Source organism: Oxobacter pfennigii, from assembly GCF_001317355.1.
Classification (GTDB): Bacteria; Bacillota; Clostridia; order Clostridiales; family Oxobacteraceae; genus Oxobacter; species Oxobacter pfennigii.
The window spans coordinates 86,957-109,704 of record NZ_LKET01000016.1 but is presented as its reverse complement, the minus strand read 5'-3'; the positions used below and the strand labels follow the sequence as shown (position 1 = coordinate 109,704).

Annotated in this window: 17 protein-coding genes, 12 tRNA genes, 1 other RNA gene and 1 other annotated feature; of the genes, 6 read left to right on the top strand and 24 right to left on the bottom strand. The window is 39.1% G+C overall.

Translation table 11 applies throughout. The features are described 5' to 3' along the window. Window positions 1–1,059, bottom strand: a complete 1,059-nt coding sequence (locus OXPF_RS02175; protein ID WP_054873569.1) for a carbamoyl phosphate synthase small subunit — start codon at window positions 1,057–1,059, stop codon at window positions 1–3. Window positions 1,060–1,519: 460 nt separating this feature from the next. Here OXPF_RS02175 and thrB point away from each other — a divergent pair, with 460 nt between their 5' ends. After that, the gene (gene thrB, locus OXPF_RS02170; RefSeq protein ID WP_054873568.1) at window positions 1,520–2,404 is read left to right on the top strand and encodes a homoserine kinase; all 885 of its coding nucleotides are present in this window, start codon (window positions 1,520–1,522) and stop codon (window positions 2,402–2,404) included. A gap of 65 nt (window positions 2,405–2,469) precedes the next feature. Here the strand turns inward: thrB and ssrS are convergent. Beyond that, window positions 2,470–2,658, bottom strand: a non-coding RNA gene (gene ssrS, locus OXPF_RS21555) — 6S RNA. 461 nt (window positions 2,659–3,119) lie between these two features. Between ssrS and OXPF_RS23265 the strand changes: the two genes are divergently transcribed. The 3 genes from OXPF_RS23265 (at window position 3,120) to OXPF_RS02160 (ending at window position 4,674) form a co-directional block, all read left to right on the top strand. Beyond that, window positions 3,120–3,245, top strand: coding sequence for a hypothetical protein (locus OXPF_RS23265; RefSeq protein WP_278308333.1), 126 nt, complete (start codon window positions 3,120–3,122; stop codon window positions 3,243–3,245). A gap of 141 nt (window positions 3,246–3,386) precedes the next feature. Then, window positions 3,387–3,656: a PadR family transcriptional regulator gene (locus OXPF_RS02165; protein ID WP_242854299.1), complete on the top strand. Its 270-nt coding sequence runs from the start codon at window positions 3,387–3,389 to the stop codon at window positions 3,654–3,656. Beyond that, on the top strand, window positions 3,649–4,674 hold the full coding sequence (locus OXPF_RS02160; protein ID WP_054873566.1) for an HAAS signaling domain-containing protein: 1,026 nt from the start codon (window positions 3,649–3,651) through the stop codon (window positions 4,672–4,674). Before OXPF_RS02165 ends, OXPF_RS02160 begins: the two co-directional genes overlap by 8 nt. A gap of 134 nt (window positions 4,675–4,808) precedes the next feature. Here the strand turns inward: OXPF_RS02160 and OXPF_RS02155 are convergent. The 18 genes from OXPF_RS02155 to OXPF_RS02070 all read right to left on the bottom strand — a co-directional run bounded on the left by OXPF_RS02155 (window position 4,809) and on the right by OXPF_RS02070 (window position 12,694). Beyond that, a tRNA-Leu gene (locus tag OXPF_RS02155) sits at window positions 4,809–4,891 on the bottom strand. A gap of 101 nt (window positions 4,892–4,992) precedes the next feature. Beyond that, window positions 4,993–5,667, bottom strand: a complete 675-nt coding sequence (locus OXPF_RS02150; RefSeq protein WP_054873565.1) for an MtnX-like HAD-IB family phosphatase — start codon at window positions 5,665–5,667, stop codon at window positions 4,993–4,995. Between the two features lie 591 nt (window positions 5,668–6,258). Next, window positions 6,259–6,334: transfer RNA gene (locus tag OXPF_RS02145), tRNA-Lys, on the bottom strand. Window positions 6,335–6,421: 87 nt separating this feature from the next. Further along, window positions 6,422–6,497: transfer RNA gene (locus OXPF_RS02140), tRNA-Arg, on the bottom strand. 17 nt (window positions 6,498–6,514) lie between these two features. Beyond that, window positions 6,515–6,588 (bottom strand) — tRNA-Gly (locus OXPF_RS02135). A gap of 5 nt (window positions 6,589–6,593) precedes the next feature. Then, window positions 6,594–6,669, bottom strand: a tRNA-Gly gene (locus OXPF_RS02130). A gap of 8 nt (window positions 6,670–6,677) precedes the next feature. After that, window positions 6,678–6,761 (bottom strand) — tRNA-Leu (locus OXPF_RS02125). A 63-nt stretch (window positions 6,762–6,824) separates the two neighbouring features. Next, window positions 6,825–6,900: transfer RNA gene (locus OXPF_RS02120), tRNA-Lys, on the bottom strand. A 4-nt stretch (window positions 6,901–6,904) separates the two neighbouring features. Continuing rightward, a tRNA-Gln gene (locus OXPF_RS02115) sits at window positions 6,905–6,981 on the bottom strand. A 14-nt stretch (window positions 6,982–6,995) separates the two neighbouring features. Next, window positions 6,996–7,072, bottom strand: a tRNA-His gene (locus OXPF_RS02110). A gap of 13 nt (window positions 7,073–7,085) precedes the next feature. Continuing rightward, a tRNA-Arg gene (locus OXPF_RS02105) sits at window positions 7,086–7,162 on the bottom strand. Between the two features lie 4 nt (window positions 7,163–7,166). Further along, window positions 7,167–7,240 (bottom strand) — tRNA-Gly (locus OXPF_RS02100). A gap of 42 nt (window positions 7,241–7,282) precedes the next feature. After that, window positions 7,283–7,358, bottom strand: a tRNA-Pro gene (locus tag OXPF_RS02095). 90 nt (window positions 7,359–7,448) lie between these two features. Continuing rightward, window positions 7,449–7,925, bottom strand: coding sequence for a metallophosphoesterase (locus OXPF_RS02090; RefSeq protein ID WP_054873564.1), 477 nt, complete (start codon window positions 7,923–7,925; stop codon window positions 7,449–7,451). A 14-nt stretch (window positions 7,926–7,939) separates the two neighbouring features. Continuing rightward, complete coding sequence (locus OXPF_RS02085) at window positions 7,940–8,533, bottom strand: XTP/dITP diphosphatase (RefSeq protein ID WP_054873563.1); 594 nt, start codon at window positions 8,531–8,533, stop codon at window positions 7,940–7,942. After that, window positions 8,530–9,279, bottom strand: coding sequence for a ribonuclease PH (rph, locus tag OXPF_RS02080; RefSeq protein ID WP_054873562.1), 750 nt, complete (start codon window positions 9,277–9,279; stop codon window positions 8,530–8,532). The genes OXPF_RS02085 and rph overlap by 4 nt, the downstream gene beginning before the upstream one ends. Window positions 9,280–9,374: 95 nt before the next feature. Beyond that, complete coding sequence (locus OXPF_RS02075) at window positions 9,375–11,507, bottom strand: N-acetylmuramoyl-L-alanine amidase family protein (RefSeq protein WP_054873561.1); 2,133 nt, start codon at window positions 11,505–11,507, stop codon at window positions 9,375–9,377. 200 nt (window positions 11,508–11,707) lie between these two features. Beyond that, on the bottom strand, window positions 11,708–12,694 hold the full coding sequence (locus OXPF_RS02070; RefSeq protein ID WP_054873560.1) for an AIR synthase family protein: 987 nt from the start codon (window positions 12,692–12,694) through the stop codon (window positions 11,708–11,710). Window positions 12,695–12,951: 257 nt separating this feature from the next. On the opposite strand from OXPF_RS02070, the gene OXPF_RS02065 reads away from it, so the two are divergent. Next, window positions 12,952–14,466, top strand: coding sequence for a hypothetical protein (locus tag OXPF_RS02065; RefSeq protein ID WP_054873559.1), 1,515 nt, complete (start codon window positions 12,952–12,954; stop codon window positions 14,464–14,466). Here OXPF_RS02065 and OXPF_RS02060 read toward each other — a convergent pair. Beyond that, entirely contained in the window at window positions 14,451–15,020 is a 570-nt protein-coding gene (locus OXPF_RS02060; RefSeq protein WP_201779660.1) for a hypothetical protein, read from the bottom strand. The two genes, OXPF_RS02065 and OXPF_RS02060, sit on opposite strands and share 16 nt — an antisense overlap. A 151-nt stretch (window positions 15,021–15,171) precedes the next feature. On the opposite strand from OXPF_RS02060, the gene OXPF_RS22040 reads away from it, so the two are divergent. After that, window positions 15,172–15,330 (top strand): DUF1540 domain-containing protein, encoded by a 159-nt coding sequence (locus OXPF_RS22040; protein WP_152967676.1) that lies wholly within the window; start codon window positions 15,172–15,174, stop codon window positions 15,328–15,330. Between the two features lie 119 nt (window positions 15,331–15,449). Here the strand turns inward: OXPF_RS22040 and OXPF_RS02055 are convergent, their stop codons facing one another. The 3 genes from OXPF_RS02055 to ligA form a co-directional block, all read right to left on the bottom strand. Further along, window positions 15,450–17,045, bottom strand: coding sequence for a peptide ABC transporter substrate-binding protein (locus OXPF_RS02055; RefSeq protein WP_054873558.1), 1,596 nt, complete (start codon window positions 17,043–17,045; stop codon window positions 15,450–15,452). Between the two features lie 97 nt (window positions 17,046–17,142). Continuing rightward, a complete protein-coding gene (gene ileS / locus OXPF_RS02050) occupies window positions 17,143–20,259 on the bottom strand; it encodes an isoleucine--tRNA ligase (protein ID WP_054873557.1) in 3,117 nt (1,038 codons plus the stop codon). 110 nt (window positions 20,260–20,369) lie between these two features. Further along, window positions 20,370–20,600 (bottom strand) — a binding site (T-box leader). A 135-nt stretch (window positions 20,601–20,735) separates the two neighbouring features. Continuing rightward, entirely contained in the window at window positions 20,736–22,733 is a 1,998-nt protein-coding gene (gene ligA, locus OXPF_RS02045) for an NAD-dependent DNA ligase LigA (RefSeq protein WP_054873556.1), read from the bottom strand. Window positions 22,734–22,748: the final 15 nt, after the last annotated feature.

The following is a 22,748-nucleotide window of genomic DNA, read 5'->3' as shown; positions in this document are numbered from 1 at the left end:
CTAGCTCCTCCTGACCATATCTATAAATTCGTCAAACAAGTATGCAGTATCCTGAGGTCCGCAATTGGCTTCAGGATGAAACTGTACTGTAAAACTTGGATGAGATTTGTATCTTATCCCTTCAATTGTATTATCATTAAGATTGACATGGGTAACTTCCATATCATTATTGAGACTTTCGGTATCCACTGAATAACCGTGATTCTGGCTGGTCATATAGCATTTATTGCTCTTCAAATCCTTAACGGGATGATTTGCTCCCCTATGACCATATTTAAGCTTTACGGTATTTGCATCACAGGCTAAGGCCATCAGCTGATGCCCCAGACAAATTCCAAAAATCGGTGCATTTCCCTTAAGCTTTTTGATTGTATTTATGCTCTCAGCGTTATCCTGCGGATCCCCAGGGCCGTTGGTTAAAAGTATGCCGTGGGGATTTAAATCCATTATCTCTTCAGCCGATGTTTTTGCGGGATAAACTGTAACGCTGCAGTCCCTGTCTATCAGGTTTTTTAATATATGATACTTAAAACCATAGTCTATAAGTGCAATCCTGTACTTTCCATTACCTTCCTTATAGGGATTTTGAGTTGTGACATTGGCTACGGCATCCTTTATGGAATAACTGTCAAGTTCTTTTTGTATGGTATCTATATCCCGGATGCTGCCGGTAATGGCACCTTTTAAAACGCCCTTTTCCCGTATTATTTTTACAAGGTATCTGGTATCTATATCATGCAGAAGAGGGATTTTATTGATTTTCAGGAAATGCTGCAGGCTGTCCTGACTCTGGCAATTGCTGTCAATATCAGAAATTGATTTTGTTACAAGTCCCTTTACCTTTATACCCTTTGATTGATTGAAACTTTGATTGATTCCGTAGTTTCCAATCAACGGATATGTCATAACAACAATTTGACCATAGTAAGAAGGGTCTGTGAGTATTTCCTGATAGCCTGTCATGGATGTATTAAAAACAACTTCACCAATTGTATCGTCACCGTTCAATAATTCACCGGTAAGTATCTTCCCGTCTTCTAAGACCAAATATCCTTTCATATTTATTCCCCTCTCAAAACTATATAACAATTAATTTTACTCATAGAAATATTATTCATTATTATGTATAATATCTCATTTTGTTGTATTTGTAAAGCCCCTATAACGCTTGTTTTAAAATAATTATGTTAATTTGCAAACATTAGTTAATAACAGGTTTTTAGTGCTATACCTTACATCATTTTAACACTTGAATATCCGTTCAAAAAATAAATGGCTTTAAAACCCAATGAATATCTTCTTTATATATACCGTATATTTATTCATATTAAATTGACAATTAGTATTGATATCTTAAAATTGCAAAAATACCACAAGATGCTTATTATCATAATTCCATCAACATCAGAAATGTTAATTCCACTTGTTTAAGAGCTGTTTTTATGTTAAAATACCCACAATATGTTTACACAATCGGTCATTAAGTATCAAATACCACTAAAATAATTCGGAGGATATTATGGTTACTGTCAGAATTCCGGCTACATCAGCAAACTTAGGCCCCGGATTTGATTGCTTAGGTATGGCACTTTCAATATATAATACAATAAGCGTCGAATTATCAGACAAGCTAGTCATAGAAACAATACAGTCAGGCACCGGAGTGGAAGAGAATGCGGACAATCTCATATTCCAATCCTTCAAAAAGCTGTACGATTCTCTCGGAAAGCCCGTACCAAACGTGAAAATAATACAAGATGTAAATATACCGATAAGCAGAGGTTTAGGAAGCAGTGCCGCCTGCATAGTAGGGGGCCTCTTTGCTGCAAATGAAATGCTAGGCAAGCCTTATAGCAAGTCAAAGCTTTTGGAATTAGCAACAGAAATAGAAGGTCATCCCGATAATGTGGCTCCGGCACTTTTAGGCGGTTTTGTCGTATCGGTGAGGACCGATGACGGGATAAGATTCCTGCAAAACAATATCAGCAAAAATATAACGCTTATGGCTATCATCCCGGATTTCAGGCTCTCAACGAAGAAATCCCGCGGAATATTACCCACAAGCCTTGATTATAAGGATGCCGTGCACAATGTATCAAGGGCCAGTCTTCTAACGGCAAGCCTTATTACAGGTGATTTAACAAATATAAAATATGCTGTGGAAGATAAAATGCACCAGCCTTACAGGCTTGATTTGATAAACGACGGTAAAAAAGTATTTGCATCGGCATATGAAAATGGTGCCAGCGCAGTGTTTTTAAGCGGTTCAGGCCCAACACTCATGACAATCATATGCGACATATCCACAATTGATAAGGTTAAAAACTGCTGCAGCAAATTAAGCACCAATTGGGATATAAAGCTTTTAGAAGCCGATAATACCGGTGCAATGATTGTTGAATGATAAAAATAATATATGACACAAAAACAGAGGAGTGCACTCCTCTGTTTTTGTTAGATAGTATTAAGCTTTTATCCGAAATACCGTTGCTTAATTTTGACACCTATCTCTCGATAGGTGGGTGTCCGCATACATACCTCTATCTTCCCCTGCCATAAATGGACTTACACTGGGCCTGATATCAGTGATGAGATATAGGACTCCCTTATTAACTCTGTAGGTTCAAAATATAAGTCTGACGAATATTTCAGAAATTTGCATGTATCTTAGTATCTCCATTATATAAATTTTTTATATATTTTTCAATAAGTATTTTGCCTAAACACAGCTATAATGCCCCTTTTATGACATTCAAGTTTTGCTAATATTAGTTATTAATGCATATTTTCAAGTAAATAAAAAAGACTTCTACTGATTAAAAAAACTCATCTCATTTTGAGTTTGGAACTTTTATCACAATCCTTCAGACTCTTTAAATTAAGCTGTAACTTTAAGGTTTTCAGAGTTTTAAGACGTTATAACGATATAAGTATCGACATATTACGAGGTATTTGTTAATACTATTGAGACAGCCTCAAAATAGGTAACAAGCTGATGTTAACCAGCAGTTATCCTCTAAAACAGCGTATTGTTATGAGATATTCAATGCAAGGGAACCGAACATTGTCCCAAGTCACGTGTAACTGTTAAGCGTCGTCAATAAAGTTAAAGGGCTTCAATGGCAGACGGTATGGAAGCATGGGAAGCATGCATTCCCGTAAGTCGAGAGGTAAATTCTCTTGCCCAGGCTGTTTTGATGTTTATGCGTAACAAAGTGGAGAAAACCACAATGTCAGTATCGTAACCACAATAATTTTAAATTGATATTATTGTGTATCACACAGTATAATGATAATGAGGTGATATGATGCCAGTGAACGAGCAAATACAAAACTTTATCACGGAGCTTCGCCGAGGTAGTTTAACGCTGGCAGTTTTGGGATGTTTGAAACAATCGCACTATGGCTACGCATTGCTTGAAACAATGCAGGAAAAGCAAATAGACATTGAAGCTAACACGCTATATCCCCTTTTGCGTCGGCTGGAAAGCCAGGGTTTACTTGTTAGCGACTGGAATACCAGTGAGAGCAGACCACGAAAATACTATACTATCAGTGAAAAAGGCGAAATGGTGTATAAAGAATTAATAGCAGAATGGAAGAAGCTACAAAGCAACATTGAATCCATCTGCAGGGAGGATGACCATAATGGATAATTTGATTGAGCGTTATGTCTATGATGTTACACGCCGCCTCTCGGAAAAAGACCGGGATGAAGTAAGTAAAGAGTTGAAATCTAACATCTATGACATGTTGTCGGAGCATGCAGATGAAAACGAAATAAAGATGATATTGTATAAATTGGGTTCGCCCACTTCATTAGCAGAGAAGTATCGGCAAAAGCCCCGATATTTAATATCTCCGGCTATTTACGACGATTATGTGCGTGTACTAAAGTGGGTTCTTCCTCTGGTCGGAATTGTAGTTTTGGTTATTGGCATAATTCTGGGGGCTATTGCTTCTATAAAAGATGGTATGGTTGATTTGCCTTATTTAATAAGCAATACTTTGTCAAAGGGTATTTCCATGGGCATATCTGCGGCCCTTCAGGCCCTCGTATGGACAACGGTTGGCTTTATAATTGCCGAACGTACAGGGGCTAAAGCAGGCCAAAGCGAAGAACAGGAATGGAAAATTGAAGATTTGCCGGAAGTATTGCCTAATGATAAAGGCAAAATACCATTGTCCGACAGTATTACTGAATTGGTGTTAACCGTTGTATTCTCTGTTTTGGCTATTTTAATGTGCAGTGGATTTTTGCCTATCGCTTTCGTTATCCAAAATGGTGATGTGCAAATACACACCCTTTTTAGCGCCGCATTTTTGGCAATCTGTGTCCCTGCTGTTGCTTGTATTGCTTTATTGGGCGTTTGTGAATGCATTTCCAAGATCAAGGCCCGTAGATGGACGCCTTTTGTTTGCGGCGCAGTTATTGTAAACAATATAGTAAGCACATGCATAATAATTTACCTGCTAAACAGGCCCGATTTGTTTAGCGCGGAATTCACATCTTTTCTGCTGGCTGTTGATTGGGGCAGCTCTGATTTCCTGCGCTTTATGGGAACGAGTGGAATAAATGCATTTATTGTTTTTATTTCCATTGTTGTTGCAGTCTGTTCATTGGTGGAATGCGGTCATGCAGTTTACAGAACTCTAAAAAACAGGAAGCAGTAATAACCGCGATACAAAAGATAGAGGATGCCGGAATGAAAAGGCATCCTCTATCTTATTTTTTAGATATATAACACAAATCCGAACCCTTCATCAACAGGATTAACCTGTCGTAAATGGTTCGGATTATATTAATTTGGTGCGAGAGACGGGACTTGAACCCGTACGGTTGCCCACACGCCCCTCAAACGTGCGCGTCTGCCAATTCCGCCACTCTCGCATATATCAGTTTTAATCCTGACAAGAATAAATTATACTATGTTTATAATTTGCCGTCAACATATAATTTCAACATTTTCATTGGTAACTTAATACTGTGCTCTAATCTTCAGGCAGGTTTTCTAAATACTCCAGAACATCTCTGAAGCTTTTATAATTGATATATTCTATATTGTTCTGTAAACAGAATACAGCCAAATTATCCTTTGCAAAGACCACATCGGCAGCTTCTGCGGCACATCTGTCTGTAAACCCGTCCCCTACATATACTAAGCTGAATTTGTCTTTATACTGCATCATGTATTTATATTTGCATATGCCGCAAGGTCCGTAATCCTTTATGCAATCCGGAACCTCCCCGTATTTTGCTGCCATAATTCCATCCTTTATCTCCAGACTGTTGGAGAATACAGGTATATCTATGCTTCGGCCGTACTTATTGAACAGCCTTTTAACGTAGTTTATAAATCCGCCGCTTAAAATGATAGTAAGGATATTATTATCCCTTGCATAGTCAAGCATATCAAAATAAGCACTGTCTATCTCCATATACCTATCAACATACTCAAAAAAATCTTCTTCGCTTACCCTTATTTTCTCATATTGGGTCTGCAGGCTTTCTCTCAGGCCAATAAGGCTCCCCCTATAACTTTGTTCTATTGTCCTGGTTTCTTCATTTCCAAAATGCTCGAATATTGCCGTATTAACATCTTTTAGCGATATAGTCCCGTCAAAATCACAAATAACAGCCACAGGTTTATTGTTCAGTTTCTTCAATATTAACACCTCTATATGTACAGCATTTGTTTTACATTATATTTTAACATACGTATGTAAAAAGTGAATGAAATATCGGCTACGCCAGGCAGTATTTCTTACTGCAAGGCTTATTTTGTTGCCATTAAAAAATAAGTTATAATATAAGCGTATAATAACAGTTGATTATTGTAGCAATGATTACTAAAATATTGCAAATGAGAGCGTTATGGTTTGCAGCATGAGAAGGTAATTATTATGATAGTGCTGTGCTGATTTTCATCTCTTTAGCAATTACTTTTCATAACAGAATAGATACAGAGCTTACACCATATATAAGAATTACCTATGATATTTTTGGTATTAGCAAAAACTTAGAAGAGAAAATAAGTATCATCAGCTCCTATTTAAATGAACCAGTAAGTGATTAAATCACGTTTGCCCTGTAAATTCTACCTTGTCCTCGTTAATGCTTTCTATAATTGAAGGTTGATTGAATGTAAAAAGCCGATAACATGATTAGCCGTAAACATTAAATACAGCGTCCGCATTTCAATATAATAGAAAAGCCCAACGTCTCAATTTATTGATACGTTAGGCTTTTCTATTTCATGGTGGGCCATCAGGGACTCGAACCCGGGACACCCTGATTAAGAGTCAGGTGCTCTACCAACTGAGCTAATGGCCCATATTTTTTTGCTTTCCCTATGTGGGAAAGGTGTGACAAATTATCTTCGATGTATTATTTTTCGAATCCTAGTAGTTTCAATGGTTTTGGCGCGCCCAGTAGGATTTGAACCTACGGCCTCCAGATTCGAAGTCTGTAACTCTATCCACTGAGCTATGGGCGCCCACCTGGATACAAACTTGGAGCGGGTGATGGGAATCGAACCCACGTAATCAGCTTGGAAGGCTGACACTCTACCATTGAGTTACACCCGCAGGTTTGGAGCGGGAAACGGGGCTCAAACCCGCGACCTTCGCCTTGGCAAGGCGACGCTCTATCAACTGAGCTATTCCCGCATGATTATTGGTGCGGACGAAGGGACTTGAACCCCCACACACTTGGTACTAGATCCTAAGTCTAGCGCGTCTGCCAATTCCGCCACGTCCGCATTTTATTGACAGAAGATAACTTCTGTCATAAGGCGAGGCAAATACCTCTCCTTACATTCTAATGGTGAGCCACCAGGGAATCGAACCCTGGACACCATGATTAAAAGTCATGTGCTCTACCGACTGAGCTAGTGGCTCATACTGGCTGGGATGGCAGGACTCGAACCTACGGAATGCGGGAGTCAAAGTCCCGTGCCTTACCAACTTGGCTACATCCCAACAAATTAATTAGTTGGGGTGGATGATGGGGCTCGAACCCACGACCTCCAGAGCCACAATCTGGCGCTCTAGCCAACTGAACTACATCCACCATATTATTTGAATGGTGCGCCCGAGACGATTCGAACGTCCGACACACGGATTAGAAGTCCGTTGCTCTATCCGACTGAGCTACGGGCGCATATTGGAGCGGGTGATGGGAATCGAACCCACGTAATCAGCTTGGAAGGCTGACACTCTACCATTGAGTTACACCCGCACTGGTTTTCAATCATTCATTTTGTTGCCTTAAGAGAAGCAATGGTCGGGGTGACAGGGATTGAACCTGCGACCTCATGGTCCCAAACCACGCGCGCTCCCATCTGCGCCACACCCCGTTTTCTCTGACGACAAAATATAGTATACCTCAATTTTTTTGTTCGGTCAATAGCAATTTATAAAATATTCTTCCGACTTATTCTTAAACTTTATAAGTGCAAATCCCATATTTTAGGCATGATTAGACCCTTCTCAATTATAACAATTCCGTAAGTTCTTCCTGTTCCTCTTGGTTTAGAAATACTGCCGGGGTTGAACAATATAATATTATTATTCTCTATTATTTCGGGAAAATGCGTATGACCGAATAAAACCATATGGGCATCCTCCTTAATAGCCTTGTAATGAATATTAAGATAATCGGATTTTACATTATAATTATGTCCATGGGTAATCAACAGCCTCTTATTTTCTGCCATAATGATTCTTTCGGCGTCTAAGCCTGAATTAAAATCACAATTGCCTTTAACTTTTATTATTTCGGTTTTTATATACTGTGACACAGCATCAATATCATTTATTCCGTCTCCAAGATGTATTACTAAATCTGCGTCCCCAATGCTTTTAAGAGCACTTCTCAATGCATGTATATCACCATGAGAATCGCTAACTACCCCGATTTTCACTCTGCTATCCCCCTTTATAACTTATATTTCAATATGTTTTTCAACTCCTCTAAGGCCTTCCCCCTGTGACTGATTTTATTCTTTGCTTCGCTACCAAGCTCGGCAAAGGTTTTATCATATTGAGGGATTATAAATAAAGGATCATATCCAAATCCCTTGTCCCCTTTTTCTTCTCTTGCTATTATGCCTTCTACCTCACCCCGAGCCGTGAACTTGCTGCCATCAGGATATACCAATACAATAACGGCGACAAACTTAGCCCCCCTTTTTTCGTAGGGCACATCTTCTAAAAGCTTTAAAAGCTTTATATTGTTGCTTTTGTCATCTCCGTGGATTCCCGAAAATCTTGCGGAGTTCACTCCTGGAGCTCCATCTAATGCAAAAACCTCAAGGCCGGAATCATCTGCCAGAGAGGGAAGGCCGGTGGCTTTCATGACTTCCATGGCCTTTTTCTCCGCATTTCCTTCGAAGGTATCCTTATCTTCAACTACGTCTATATCCAGTCCCATATCTTCAAGAGACAATATTGAAATAGGAAAACCCTCTAATATTTCTTTGAATTCTCTTATTTTATTCCTGTTTTTGGTAGCCGCCACAATCTTCATCATTGCTTTGAACTCCCTATTTTTGACGCACTTTCACCTAGGACTTCCTTTTGAAGCTCAATTAATTCCATTATTCCTTTTTGCCCTAAATTAATAAGCTCATCCATTTCTTCCCGAGTAAAAGGCCTTTGTTCTCCAGTTCCCTGGACTTCAACCAGCTGGCCTGACTGAGTCATGATTATATTCATATCCACCATGGCATTTGAGTCTTCTTCATAACATAAATCAAGTAAAGGTTCATCCTCAACTATACCAACGCTTATGGCAGCGACGAACTCCCTAATTGGGTAGCTTTCAAATTCCACAATCTTGCTTAACTTTTCCATGGCACAGGCAAGTGCTACAAAGGAACCTGTTATGGAAGCCGTCCTGGTTCCTCCGTCGGCCTGTATAACATCGCAGTCAATCCATATGGTCCTTTCCCCTAATAATTTAAGGTCGACAACAGACCTTAATGCCCTTCCTATGAGTCTTTGAATTTCCATAGTCCTTCCGTCTACTTTTCCCTTTGAGGATTCCCTTGGCTTTCTGCTCTGTGTTGACCCCGGCAGCATCCCATATTCGCTGGTTATCCATCCTTCTCCCGTACCTTTAAGAAATGGCGGAACCTTATCTTCTATACAGGCGGTGCAAACAACCTTTGTATTTCCTGTTTCTATAAGCACAGAACCATCAGGATATTTAATATAATCTTTAATTATATTGATTATTCTTTTTTCATCCTTGTTCCTTCCATCAATTCTCTCCATATAAAATTGCCTCCTATCTATATGTGACAAATATTATTATAACCATTTATGGCACCTAAAACCATATTAAAAATAAAAAGAGGGGTTTCCCCCTCTTAATAACTAAATCCAAAGTATTGATTTATTGCATTTGCAATAGCTTGGGCAGCTTTTTGTTTTGTATTATCATCTTTTATCAGTTCTAATTCTTCAGGATTGGATATAAACAGTATCTCAGCCAATGCCGCCGGCATGTTGGTTGAATTTAACACTGCTAAATCAGGCCTGCTCACTATACCTCTGTTTGTCCTTCCTAGTTCTGATATCAATTGATTTTGTATGTATTGTGCCAGAGTGGCTCCAGGTTTTACTGCCTGGCTGTTGTATAATGTTTCTGTACCGTTTGTGGTTTTTGAGGTGAAGCTGTTTAAGTGTACGGACACGAAAATATCTGCTTTTAAAATGTTTGGGCCTTCTGCCCTGTCGGCTAATGATACATATTTATCTGCATCTCTTGTAAGATATATATCAAAGCCTTGGGCCTTTAGTATGTTGTTTGCTCTTAAAATTATATCTAATACAAGGTCTTTTTCCTTGTATTGTCCATTAACAGCTCCCGGTGTTGAACCGCCGTGACCAGCATCCAGCGCTATTATATAGTCGCCTCTTGCCTTGCCCTGGCTGTTTAATTCCACTCCCGGCATTGAATTCGTACTCTGACTGTTTGCATCTTCTACATTTATTACAACGTATGTTTTTAAATACATGTACTGGCTGTCTTTTGTAACCTTGGTCTGGACGTCAGCAATATTGTATTTTAAGGTGGTATTAGGATTAACAGTTATTTTAACTGAGCTTTGACCTTCATTTAAAGCTAATATCGATGAAACAAGATTGCTGCTGGCATCGATAATATTGCTGCTACCTGCGTATCTTGAATTATTAACAGTAACTACTATCCTGCCGTTTTGGTCCATTGAATGGACTATATCGGGTTTGAAAGTACTTATGTTACTGTTAATATCAACCTTCATTGTGACAGGTATTGCTATTGAGCTTTTCTTTGCAGTACTGTAAATCTTTATACTGTCTATCTGGTTTAAGTTTGTGGTACCGGTTTGTCCCGATGTGTTTGTACCGCCGTTTTTAGAAGCGACATACTCGCTTTTAATCCATCCCTTTCTGGAACCGAACTGTATCTTAATCCATCCAGGAGCACTTTCCAATACTTCATAAGTGCTTCCTTTAGTAGCATTACCAATAATTTTAGCATCAACCTCTTTGTCAGCCCTTACAGTAAGCAAAGCTGTGTTTACCGTAACATCTTCTCCTGCAGATATGGTTTCATCATTTTGAGTTGGTGCCCCATCTTCATCTGCCGGCGCTGAAGGATTGGCCGTTGTTTTCTCAACGTAAACACTGCGTACCCACCCTGTTGTGGACTTTTTAAACTGTATTTTTATCCACTTGTCCTGGCTTTCCAAAACTGAGTAAGTGCTTCCCTTTTCAGCCCTTCCTATTATGGAGGCACTGAGGGACTTGGTGCTTCTTACAGTCAGCTGGTCGATCTTTGCAATAACTGTGTCACCGGTTTTAATGATTGAATCATCAATCTCTTCTTCAGGTTCATTTTCACTTTGCTCAGGCTGTTCTGTCTGAACAGGCTGTGTCGGCTGTTCCTGCTGTTGAGGCTGCTCCGTCTCAGCAGGCTGTGCTGTTTCGGGTTTTGTTTCCTCATCAGGAATCACAATAACATAGGTGCCGCTTACCCACCCATATGAAGAGCCATACTTGATTTTAAACCATTCGCCCGATTTTTCATAATACTGATATGTTTCATTCATCTTCACGCTTCCGATTTTTTCTGAGGACGTGGAAGCAGTCTCCCTTACATTCAGAATATCGGCTGTAACTTTTACTTTCCCCATTGGCGTGGGCTGTGAAGGTGCAGTGACAGTTGGTGCCGGTTTTTCTTCAACAAGAGTGAGATAATCACCGCTAACCCATCCGGTGACAGAACCTATCTGTAATCTGTACCAACCATTCTGGCTGGATATTACAGGATAAGCCTGACCCATGATAACTGTGGTCATCTTCTCGTATTCAGTTCCCGGTCCTGACCTTACATTCAGTACTGTCGCAGTTACCGAACCCTTTGTAGCTGCCTTTGCTATTTTAGCTGGAAAGATAAAGACTGAAAACATAACAGCAAACAAAAATGCTGTTATTATTGCGCCTCTCTTGCTCAATTGTTCACCTCCTTGTCGTATTGTGAGATTTGCAACAGCAAAATAGCATGCATCAATTTTACTTATTCGCCATGAATTATAAAATTCCTACAAATACTTTTAAAAAATAAAGCGTGTTATCAAAAAATTAACAACTTTTAGCAGAAATTAAAAAACAGGTGCCTTTATCAATCACCTGTTTTATCGATTATATCAGATTATTATAGATTAATATTGAATAATTCGTCGGGTTGCGGCGGCAAAACTGTTTGTGCCTTACCTCCTCTAAAGAGTACCCGTGTGTTTTTATCCTGGGTTATCTTTCCTATACATTCAGCATCAATCCCTTCATAGGATAAGGCTTCCAATAACTCTTCCCTGTTTTTAGTAGTAATCAGCATCATGCCGCTGGATATAAGCCTTAAGGGATTTAATCCGAAGACCCTGCAGATTTCTCTTGTCTCTTGTGCTATGGGCATGAATTCTTCATAAATCTCAAAACCTTTGCCCGATGCTTCAGCCACTTCCCATACTGCGCCTAATATTCCTCCTTCAGTGACATCGTGCATGCTGCTTACTCCGACTTTTCCGCCTATTATGCCTTCTTTTACCACACTTATTTTATCGATAAATGATTTTGCCTTTGAAATTGTATCCTGGCTTACCTTGTCTTTTAAATAATCTTCATAATCAGAGGCTATAATAGATGTGCCTTCCAAACCTGCCGATTTTGTTACTATTATATAATCGTCGGCTTCTGCCCCTGATGTGGTTACATATTTATCGATGGGACCTTTTCCAATGGCTGTAGTTGATACAACTATCCGGTTAACGGCATCTGTGATTTCGGTATGTCCGCCCAAAATTTCAACGTTTATTTTTGCTGAAGCCTCGTTGATTTCCTCCATCAGTTCATATATATCCTTTTCGGTAACAGAAGGCGGGGCTAATATAGTGACCAATACTCCCAATGGTTCCACGCCGCTGGCGGCAATATCATTACAGCTTATATTAACTGCAAGATAGCCTACAGAGGAACTTGAACCGGTAATGGGGTCGGTTGATAAAACACAGCAATGTTCTCCAAACCCTATTATGCTGCAATCCTCTCCAATTGCGGAATGCACCAGAACCTCCGGCCTCTTCACCTTTATGTTGTTAATAACGCATTTTTCCAATACCTCCGTCGGGAGCTTGCCGATTTTCATATTCCCACCTACTCTATATTTTAAATTAAATTTGCAATCAAATGTAAGTAAAAGCATTGAAGTAGTTCGAATGGCTACAAATAAACATACAGTCAAACTACAAATTATTATATCATATTAAAATATATCTTTACAGAAAGTCTAAAGTTAAAGATTACTGACATATTATTATATATAGATTTTCTTATGAATACACAATCAATATAATAGCTTTCGTTTCTGTGCCTTTATATGAATTTACTTTGGGTGGTGATAATTTGAAGAGTATAAAAGATCATCTGAACAGCAAGGGATATACTCTGAAGAATATATTGGGGCAGGCAATGTGGTACAGCAAGAATGCCGTGCTGTCCGTGTCTTTGATGTCAGGTCTTGGACTTCCCTGGAATTATGATAATTTTAGAATTCGTGAATGGATGGATGGAATTAATGATGAAGATTTTAAATATAAAGTTCCGGAAAATGCTATTTTGCTGCGTGCCGTGTATAAGAAAGGAAATCCTTCTTTCAGCAATGCATACAACGGCAACAGAAACGACTATCAGAACTATTTATGGGATGATACCGGCTTTAAAAAGACTATAACACCCGTATCACAATCCTACCTTATTATAAATGAGTTAATGCTGGCAAAATATCTTGTCAAAGATATAGATGAAGATTTTGAAAATACCGATAACATAAAGGACAGGAAGGCAACTGCCCTTCTATTGCTGAACTCTGCTCTTCTACAGGCTGACTTTTTATGTGAACATATGAGAAATCAGAGCCGTCTTTTTGTTTCTAAAAATGATAAGACCGAAAAACCTTATGGAGAACCTATATTGGAGGAGACAGACAAACCCCCGACAATATCCGAACAGGCAATAGTCTTGGAAGCCTTCTCTCTCCTGGCAAACACTCTTGATAACGAAAAATATCCCGAATTTTTAAATTTGGATTTATCGCAAAAATATTTAAAAAATGCTCAGGAAATATATACAATGTTCAAGGATTCTCCGGGAGACATTTACGGCGCTAAAAGCAAAGAATTGTGCAATATTATTTCCTCTTGTTTGGAATACAGTAAAACCAATGTAAGCAGCGAAATATTGGACTATGCTACTACCTTGGCCATAGAATTGGAATCAAGGGTCGATATGTCCGGAAACCTCATGCGTTATGCTTACGAGGACAGCTTAACATCCAATTCCTCCAGCTTTGTGGCTGTTAAAGCACTTATACAGGCATACGCTTTAACCGGCATTTATAAATTTTTAAGCTGTGCTCAGCTGCTTTACAAAAAGCTTAATTTGCTGTGGGATAAAAGCAATTACCTGTTTTTGTTGGACGATTCGGATAAATATAAGTATACATTAAGAGATATTGGCTCTGTTTTGGGAGGTATAAATGCCATAAGGCTGTTTGGCGATGATCATTACAAGGAGGATGCTAAGGAAAAGCTTATAAACTTCTTCAACACCTCAATTAATTTATCAGGTATATTGCTGTCAACTGCTCCAGTACCCGGCGCCGAGGAATATGAAGGATATTTAAGCCATGCAAGAAGCGACTCAAATGCTGTTTCAATTGAGGATTTTGCAAGCCCCAACATACCTCAGGCATTGGATGTAAGCATGGCTCCTGTTTTTGGCAAAAAATTCACCTTCAAGCCTAAAAAGAAAAAATTCACCATTAACAGTCAAAGCTTTTATTCGGATTATGCACTTTATACCATAAATGAGCTTTTGTGCTTAAATTATCCTGAAATTGAATGTTATGACCTAAAATAATTCGGGCACCCTTTTGGGCTGCCCTTTGACATATATAGAAATTTTTCATCCCATTCACTTATATTCATAGAACAATGATCTGAAACAATTTTTACTATCCTTATATCCTTTGGAGGAATATCGTGCATAATAAGCACTTCGGCATCATATCCCTCTTCAAAATCCCGCCTATCTTTTAAATTTTTCTTAAAGCTTAAGGAATTGTTCCAATAGTTACGTACCCATTGACTTCCTCTGGTTTTTACCAATTCTTTTGCATATTTAAAAACTCCAATATCCTGCAAAATAAAAGGTTCATAAAAAATATTAGCTGAGTTTTCATTTCCGATCCAGCACTCATCCTCGTTTATATTGAAAGCCAGAAGCGCCGAATGGGAATGCCAGTAATGCTCAATCTTAAAATTCAATGAGCCGTAAATTGCTGTGCTTCTTTTTACCCAATGCGGTATATCCTGGGGTTTTAATGAATCGAAATATCTGTTGAACTCTGTATATCTTTCATTGCAGCTTAAATTAGTTTTAAGCCCATTTTCCATTATTTCTTTTAAGTCCATGATATTAGTCACATGATAAACAAGACCTGTTTCTTTATAATCACAAAATCGATTTTTTCTTTGATTTTCCGTGGTGTTCATTTAACATACCTTTCCATTTATAAATTCCTTAATTCTGCTAACAATAAAATCAAAGGAGGCGAACCGTTATATGACAAACATAAACTGCTCTGCCAAGTGCTCCTATGAAAATAACGGTAAATGTACTTTAAATCACATAGGTATATCCTCAAATATCGCCGGCACCGGCGGGGATTGTGCATATTTTCAACCTCGTCAGAGCAAAAGCAGCAAAGATAAGCAATACTAATTTCATTCTGTAAAACATGCAATTATATTCACAAAAGCCTATCGAAATCCTTCTTAACAAAGAAAAGCTGCTTATTTTTCGCAGCTTTTCTTTGTCCTTTATAATTATCACTGCTTTATTTAATCACCAATATATGCCCTGTCAAAGTACATATGCCCTAAAGGAGATTTTATAATGCCTTTTACCTTCGAATTTATAAGCATTGTATTTGTGTAGAAGAAAACCGGCAGAATGGGCATATCATCCATCAGCATGTTTTCAGCATTATGAAGGTATTCCATTCTTTTTTCCAAATCCGCTTCTTTTCTTGCCTTCATAATCAATGCGTCGTATTCCTTATTGGAATAAAAGGTTTCATTATTTTCTCCCTCGGACACAAACAGCTCCAAAAAGCTTAATGAATCCACATAATCGGCAATCCATCCATATCGGGAGATCTCATAATTTCCCCTTTTCCTATTGTCTGCAAACTCTTCCCACCCCAATGCTTTAAGGCTTACATCCACATTTAGATTTGTTTTAAGCATATCCTTTATTGCCTGGGCAATTTGAGCATGATTATTTGTATTATTATATATAAGAGTCAGTGCCGGAAAGCCTTTGCCATCCGGGTAGCCTGCATCGGATAAAAGCTTTTTAGCATTGCTTATCTGGCCGTCGGGATTTAAATATTTGCCGCCCACATCCCTGAAATCCTCATCATTTACATCGGGTATTCCCCTTGGAACATAAGCTGCTGCCGGCAGCACTTCATTCATGGCGGTAAATTCAATTATTTCATTCCGGTTTATGGCAAATGATAAGGCTTTTCTGACCCGTTTATCATTTAATGGTTCTTTATTTGTGTTAAAAGCATAAAAATATGTGCCTAAATAAGGCTCAACCATAAGCTTATTTTCGCTCTTAAGCCTTGAAATTTCCGAAACAGGCGGGTTTTCAACAATATCAACTGTACCTGCTTCCCAGTCCTGAAGGCTTATATTTGAATTTTCCTCAATATTAAAAGTTAGTATGTTAAGCTTGACATTTTCTGCATCATAGTAATATTCATTTCTGGTAAATTCAATTTTATCCCCTAGGGATATCATTTTAAAAGGACCGTTGCCTATATATTTTTGGGGGCTTTCAGTCCATTCATCTGAATATTGTTTTATAATATCCTCACGGACCGGCATGAAAATAGGTTGAGCCAGCATCTCAAGAAAATAAGGTGTCGGATACTCTAATACCACTTCCAGTGTATTATCATCAATTGCCCTGACGCCTACATCTGTTGAAAGGGTTTTTCTTTTGTTGTAGTTTTCTCCGTTCTTTATACAAAAAAGCTGATATGCGTAACTTGCTGCGGTTTCAAAAGACAATGCCCTTTTCCATGCATATTCGAAATCCCTTGCCGTAACTGACTTTCCATCCGACCAGAATGCATTTCTTAAGTTGAATATGTATTTTGTATCCGATTGCTGGCTATAGCTTGATGCGATGCCGGGGACTGCCTTGTTATTGCTGTCTAGTTTCATAAGCCCTTCAAAGTTGGCAAGTATGATATTGGAATCACTTGTTTCGCTGCACAAAGCCGGGTCTAATGAAACAGGCTTTGCACCCAAATTATATGATAGGGTTTGCTTGCCGAAATAATTAGTATTTAAACAGCCGGTCGCTGAAAGAGAAGTACAAAGTATTAATGAAAAAGCCATTATCTTAAATATTTTTTTCATTTGCAATTCCTCCGTAAAAAATATAGGAGACAGCTGCAACTTGATAAATAGCAGCTACCTCCTATTAATTTCCCGAAAAACTGTCTTTTTTATACAATTATATTTTTGATACAGACATGTTTAATTTCTCGCCGTTTATGTTCCATTCGGTGTATTTAAGCTCTGTTTTATTTTCTTCAGCTACTTTGTCAGACAAGGTTTCTGCCATGATAAAGTCAGCATTTGACTCAATTACAACCTTTAATTTTTCATTTCCATAATAATGGAATTCTATCCTGTCGGATACCTCAAAGCCCGAATCCTTTCTCATGTTCTGTATCTTGCTTATTATTTCTCTTATATAACCCTCGTTTATAAGCTCTTCAGTTAATGCCTTATCCAGGACTACTGATATATGTCCGTTGGTCTGGAAAGCATAGCCCTCCTTGCCCTTCATGACAACTTCCACATCATCGGTTGTAAGAGTTACATCCTCACCTGAAACGGTGATTTTAAGCTCGCCCTCGCTCTTGAACTTCTTTGAAGCTTCAAGAGGAGATGCACTTTTTAAAGCCTCTCCTATTTTAGGCACCAGTTTGCCGAATTTAGGTCCTAACACAGGGAAATTGATTTTAAATCCATATTCTACATATTCGTCGATGCTATCGCTGAATTGAACATCTTTTATATTCAGTTCGTCATTTACTATGCCGATGTAGTATTCCGGAAGTTTTGCATTTTTAAAGTTTATTATCATGCGGGACAATGGCTGCCTGTTTTTGATGTTGGCATCATTTCTCGCTGCCCTGCCCAACTGCACTATTTTGTATGCAACATCCATATCATTTTCCAATTCTGTATCTATAAGTGATTCATCAAATTCAGGATATTTGCATAAATGAATGCTCTCGGGTGCATTTTTGTCCGTACTCCTAACTATATTCTGATATATTTCCTCAGTTATAAAGGGTACAAAAGGTGCTGCCAGCTTTATAAACTTATCAAGGATATTATATAGAGTCATATAGGCTGCAACCTTGTCGTCGGTCATTTCGCTCTGCCAGAACCTGGCCCTGTTTCTCCTTACATACCAGTTGGAGAGCTCGTCAACAAACTCGGATAAAGCCCTTGCAGCTTCTGTTATCCTGTAATTGTTAAGGTAATTATCAACTGTCTTTATAACGGAATTAAGCTTGGATATTATCCATTTATCCATTATGTTCTCGCTTGGCTTAAACTTGTAATCATAAGGATTAAAGCTGTCGATTTCAGCGTATAGAACATAGAAGGCATACACGTTCCACAAAGTTCCCATGAATTTCCTCTGATATTCTATAACTGCATCTTCATAGAATCTTGAAGGCAGCCATGGAGCGGAGCCGGCGAAGAAATACCATCTTGTTGCGTCAGCGCCTTCTTTATTTAAAACAGTCCATGGGTCTAATACGTTACCCTTGTGCTTTGACATCTTCTGGCCGTTTTTATCCTGAACGTGGCCTAATACTATACAGTTTTCAAAAGCAGCCTTGTCAAATAAAAGTGTTGATATAACATGAAGAGTATAGAACCACCCTCTTGTCTGGTCAACAGCTTCGCTTATGAACTGAGCCGGGAACATGTTTTCGAACTTTTCCTTATTTTCGAAGGGGTAGTGCCATTGTGCAAAAGGCATGGAGCCAGAGTCAAACCAACAGTCTATAACCTCAGTTACCCTGGTCATTTCGCCGCCGCACTGGGGGCATTTAAGCTTTACTTCGTCTATATAGGGCTTATGAAGCTCAATATTTTCAGGTACATTTATACCCTTTTCCTTAAGCTCCTGTTTGCTTCCTATGCATTCCTTGTGTCCGCAGCCGCAGGTCCATATATTAAGAGGGGTTCCCCAGTACCTTTCCCTGCTTATGCCCCAGTCTATAACATTTTCAAGGAAGTTACCAAACCTTCCTTTTTTTATGTTGTCTGGAAGCCAGTTTATTGTGTCGTTGTTTCTTAAAAGATTTTCCTTTATGGCTGTAGTCCTTACAAACCAGGTATCCCTTGCGTAATAAAGAAGCGGTGTATCACATCTCCAGCAGAAAGGGTATGAGTGCTCGTGCTTTTCTTCCTTGAATAACAAGCCTCTGTTATCCAAATCATTTGTTATGGATTTATCCGCATCCTTTACAAACTGTCCCTTCCAGGGAGTAACTTCCTCTTTGAATTTACCCTGGGTATCAACAAGCTGTATAAAGGGCAGATCGTTCTGCTTGCCTACATTATAGTCATCCTCACCAAAGGCAGGAGCCATATGAACTATTCCCGAACCGTCGGATAAGGTTACAAAATCACCTGCAACTACATAGTATGCTTTTTTATCCGGCTTCGCAAAGTCAAAGAGGGGTTCATATTCTATCCCTAGAAGCTTGTCACCCTTAAATGTTTCTAGAACCTTTCCTTCCTCTCCTAAAAGAGAGAGCCTTGCTTCAGCAAGTATCAATGTCTGGCCCATATATTCCGCTTTTACATAGTTTTCGTTTTTATTGACTGCCAATGCCACGTTGCTGGGCAGTGTCCAAGGAGTTGTGGTCCACACCAAAAAGTAAGTTTCAGCTTGACCCTTTACACGGAATTTTACATATATGGAGGAATCCAGGACATCCTTATAACCTTGTGCTACTTCGTGGCTGGATAATGCGGTCCCGCACCTTGGGCAGTAGGGCACTACCTTGTGTCCTTTGTATAAAAGGCCTTTATCCCATATCTGCTTTAATGCCCACCATTCGGATTCTATATAATTATCATGGTAAGTTACATATGGATCATCCATGTCCACCCAGAAACCTACCCTGTCGCTCATATCTTTCCACTCACTGGCATAGGTAAATACGCTGTCTTTGCATTTCTTGATAAAATCCTCAACACCGTATTCTTCTATCTGAGGCTTACCGGAAATTCCAAGCTGCTTTTCAACTTCCAGTTCAACGGGAAGTCCGTGGGTATCCCAGCCTGCCTTTCGCAAAACCTTATACCCCTTCATTACTTTGTATCTCGGAATCAAATCCTTGATAACCCTGGTAAGAACATGGCCTATATGGGGCTTTCCGTTAGCTGTGGGCGGCCCGTCATAGAAGGTAAAATATTCACCATTGCCTTCCTGTTCCCGGCTTTTCTTAAATATCTGGTTTTCTTCCCAATACTTGAGTATCTCTTCTTCCATATTAATAAAATTCAAAGAAGATGAAACCTTCTTATACATCGAAAATTCCTCCTGACATATATAAATTTTGCATTATGGCAATTAAAATTAATTTCTTCCTTTAATATTATCCATAATATATGAAATCAAAACAAAACCCCTCGTCTCTATAACAGGACGAAGGGTAAATTCGCGGTACCACCTGATTTGGCATAAAAGCCCATCTCAATTACAGTACTTATATACTGTTTCCTGTTAACGGCAGGAATTCCCGGCAGCACTTACTTAATTCGGCCTGCAGCTTAAGGGTGATTTTCGATGAATCCTCTCATGCCGCCTTCCACCAACACGGCTCGCTGTATTTTGAAGATATACCTACTCTTCCCTATCATTGCATTTCTTATAAATTATATGATTTCAAAAATCATTTGTCAATATATTTGTAAAAAAGGCTTTTATCCCTTATTTAATGCAGTATCTGCTTCATTTTTCATACAATTTGCTTCGCAAATTGTATGTCATAATGATTTCAATGGCTAACCATTATTGAAATCATTCGTCATTTTCTCGAACTCATCCTCACTTATTACATTCACACCGAGTTCTCTTGCTTTTGTAAGCTTGCTTCCTGCGTCCTCACCAGCCAAGACGTAAGATGTCTTTTTGGAGACGCTGCCGGAAACCTTGCCGCCGAATTCCTCAATTATCCTTGAGGCTTCCTCTCTTTTAAACTTTGAAAGGGTGCCTGTGAGCACAAAGGTTAGTCCTGCAAAAACTTGGGGCTTATCAGATGCTGAAGCTTTTGATGCCATGTTGACACCGGCGGCCTTCAGCTTTTCTATAAACTGCCTGTTCCTGTCGTTAATGAAGAAATCATAAATGGTCTCCGCCATTTTAGTACCTATTTCTTCTACCATAAGAAGCTCTTCCTTTGACGCAGTCATCAAATTATCCATGGAACCAAAATGTTTTGCAAGGTTCTTGCCTGCTTTTTGACCTACATAACGGATGCCCAATGCATTAATCAGTCTTTCAAGATCGTTTTCACGGGTCTTATCAATGGAGTTTAACAGGTTTGTTACGGACTTTTCACCCATTCTCTCTAAATTAACCATGTCCTCAAACTTAAGATAGTATATATCTGCCGCGTCATGTATAAGGCCGTTATCCAATAAGAGGGCAATAATTTGGGGCCCCATACCGTCTATATTCATGGCGTCTCTTGATACAAAATGCTGTATTGCCCTTCTCTGCTGCGCAGGACAGGCAACATTTGTACATCTTACAGCCGCTTCCCCTTCTTCCCTTATAACTGGGGCATTACAATCGGGACATAGCTTTGGCATTTCAAAAATTACTTCGCTGCCATCCCGCTCTTGTTTTAAAGACTCAACCACTTCGGGAATTACATCTCCGGCTTTTTGAATTACAACATAATCTCCTATTCTTATGTCCTTTTCCTTTATATAGTCTTCATTGTGCAGAGTGGTTTTTGATACCGTGGAACCTGCGATACGAACGGGTTCCAATATTGCCATGGGAGTCAAGGCGCCGGTTCTTCCCACATTTATTATAATATTTGTAAGCTTTGTTTTTTTCCTCTCCGCGGGATATTTAAAAGCCGCTGCCCAGCGCGGCGTTTTGGCGGTGGTTCCTAAAATTTCTCTTTGTGATAAAGAATTCACCTTAACAACAACGCCGTCAATTTCGAAGGGAATATCCCCTCTTGATTCGCCTATTTCATTTACAATATCATATACTTCCTCGATAGTTTTACAGACTATTCTTTTGGGGCTTACCTTAAAGCCCAAGCTATTTAATGCTTCAAGGCTTTCAATATGGGTTTGAAAGGCTTCACCCCCGTATCTTTGAACATTGAATATAAATATATCCAGGGGCCTTCCGGCGGTAATTTTAGGGTCTAGCTGCCGCAACGATCCTGCTGCAGCGTTTCTTGGGTTGGCAAACAAAGGCTGCCCTTCTTCTTCTCTTTTTTCATTCAGCTCCTGAAAGCCTTTTTTAGGGATGTATACTTCTCCCCTGACTTCCAGTAAATTTGTATCCTTAATTTTAAGAGGAATGCTCTTTATGGTTTTAAGATTTAATGTAACATCTTCACCCGTTACGCCGTCTCCCCTTGTTGCCCCCCTTGCAAACTGACCGTTTTCATATAAAAGGGCTACTGATAAACCGTCAATCTTTAACTCCACAACATATTCCGGAGCTTCGTCCAAACCATTTCTGACTCTTGTATCCCAATCTCTTAACTCTTCAAAGCTGAATACATCCTGAAGGCTCTGCAATGGTACTGTATGTACCACCTGTTCAAATTCCTTCAAAGGCGTTGCACCTACCCTTTGAGTAGGTGAGTCCGGAGTAACAAGCTCCGGATGCTCTTCCTCAAGTTTTTTTAACTCCCTTAGCAGCATATCGTAATCGTAATCATCTATTTCCGGATTATCTAAAACATGATATCTATGATTATGGTAATTGATTTCTTCCCTTAACTTTTCAATCTTTTTTTCTATATCCATATGGCAACTCCTTAA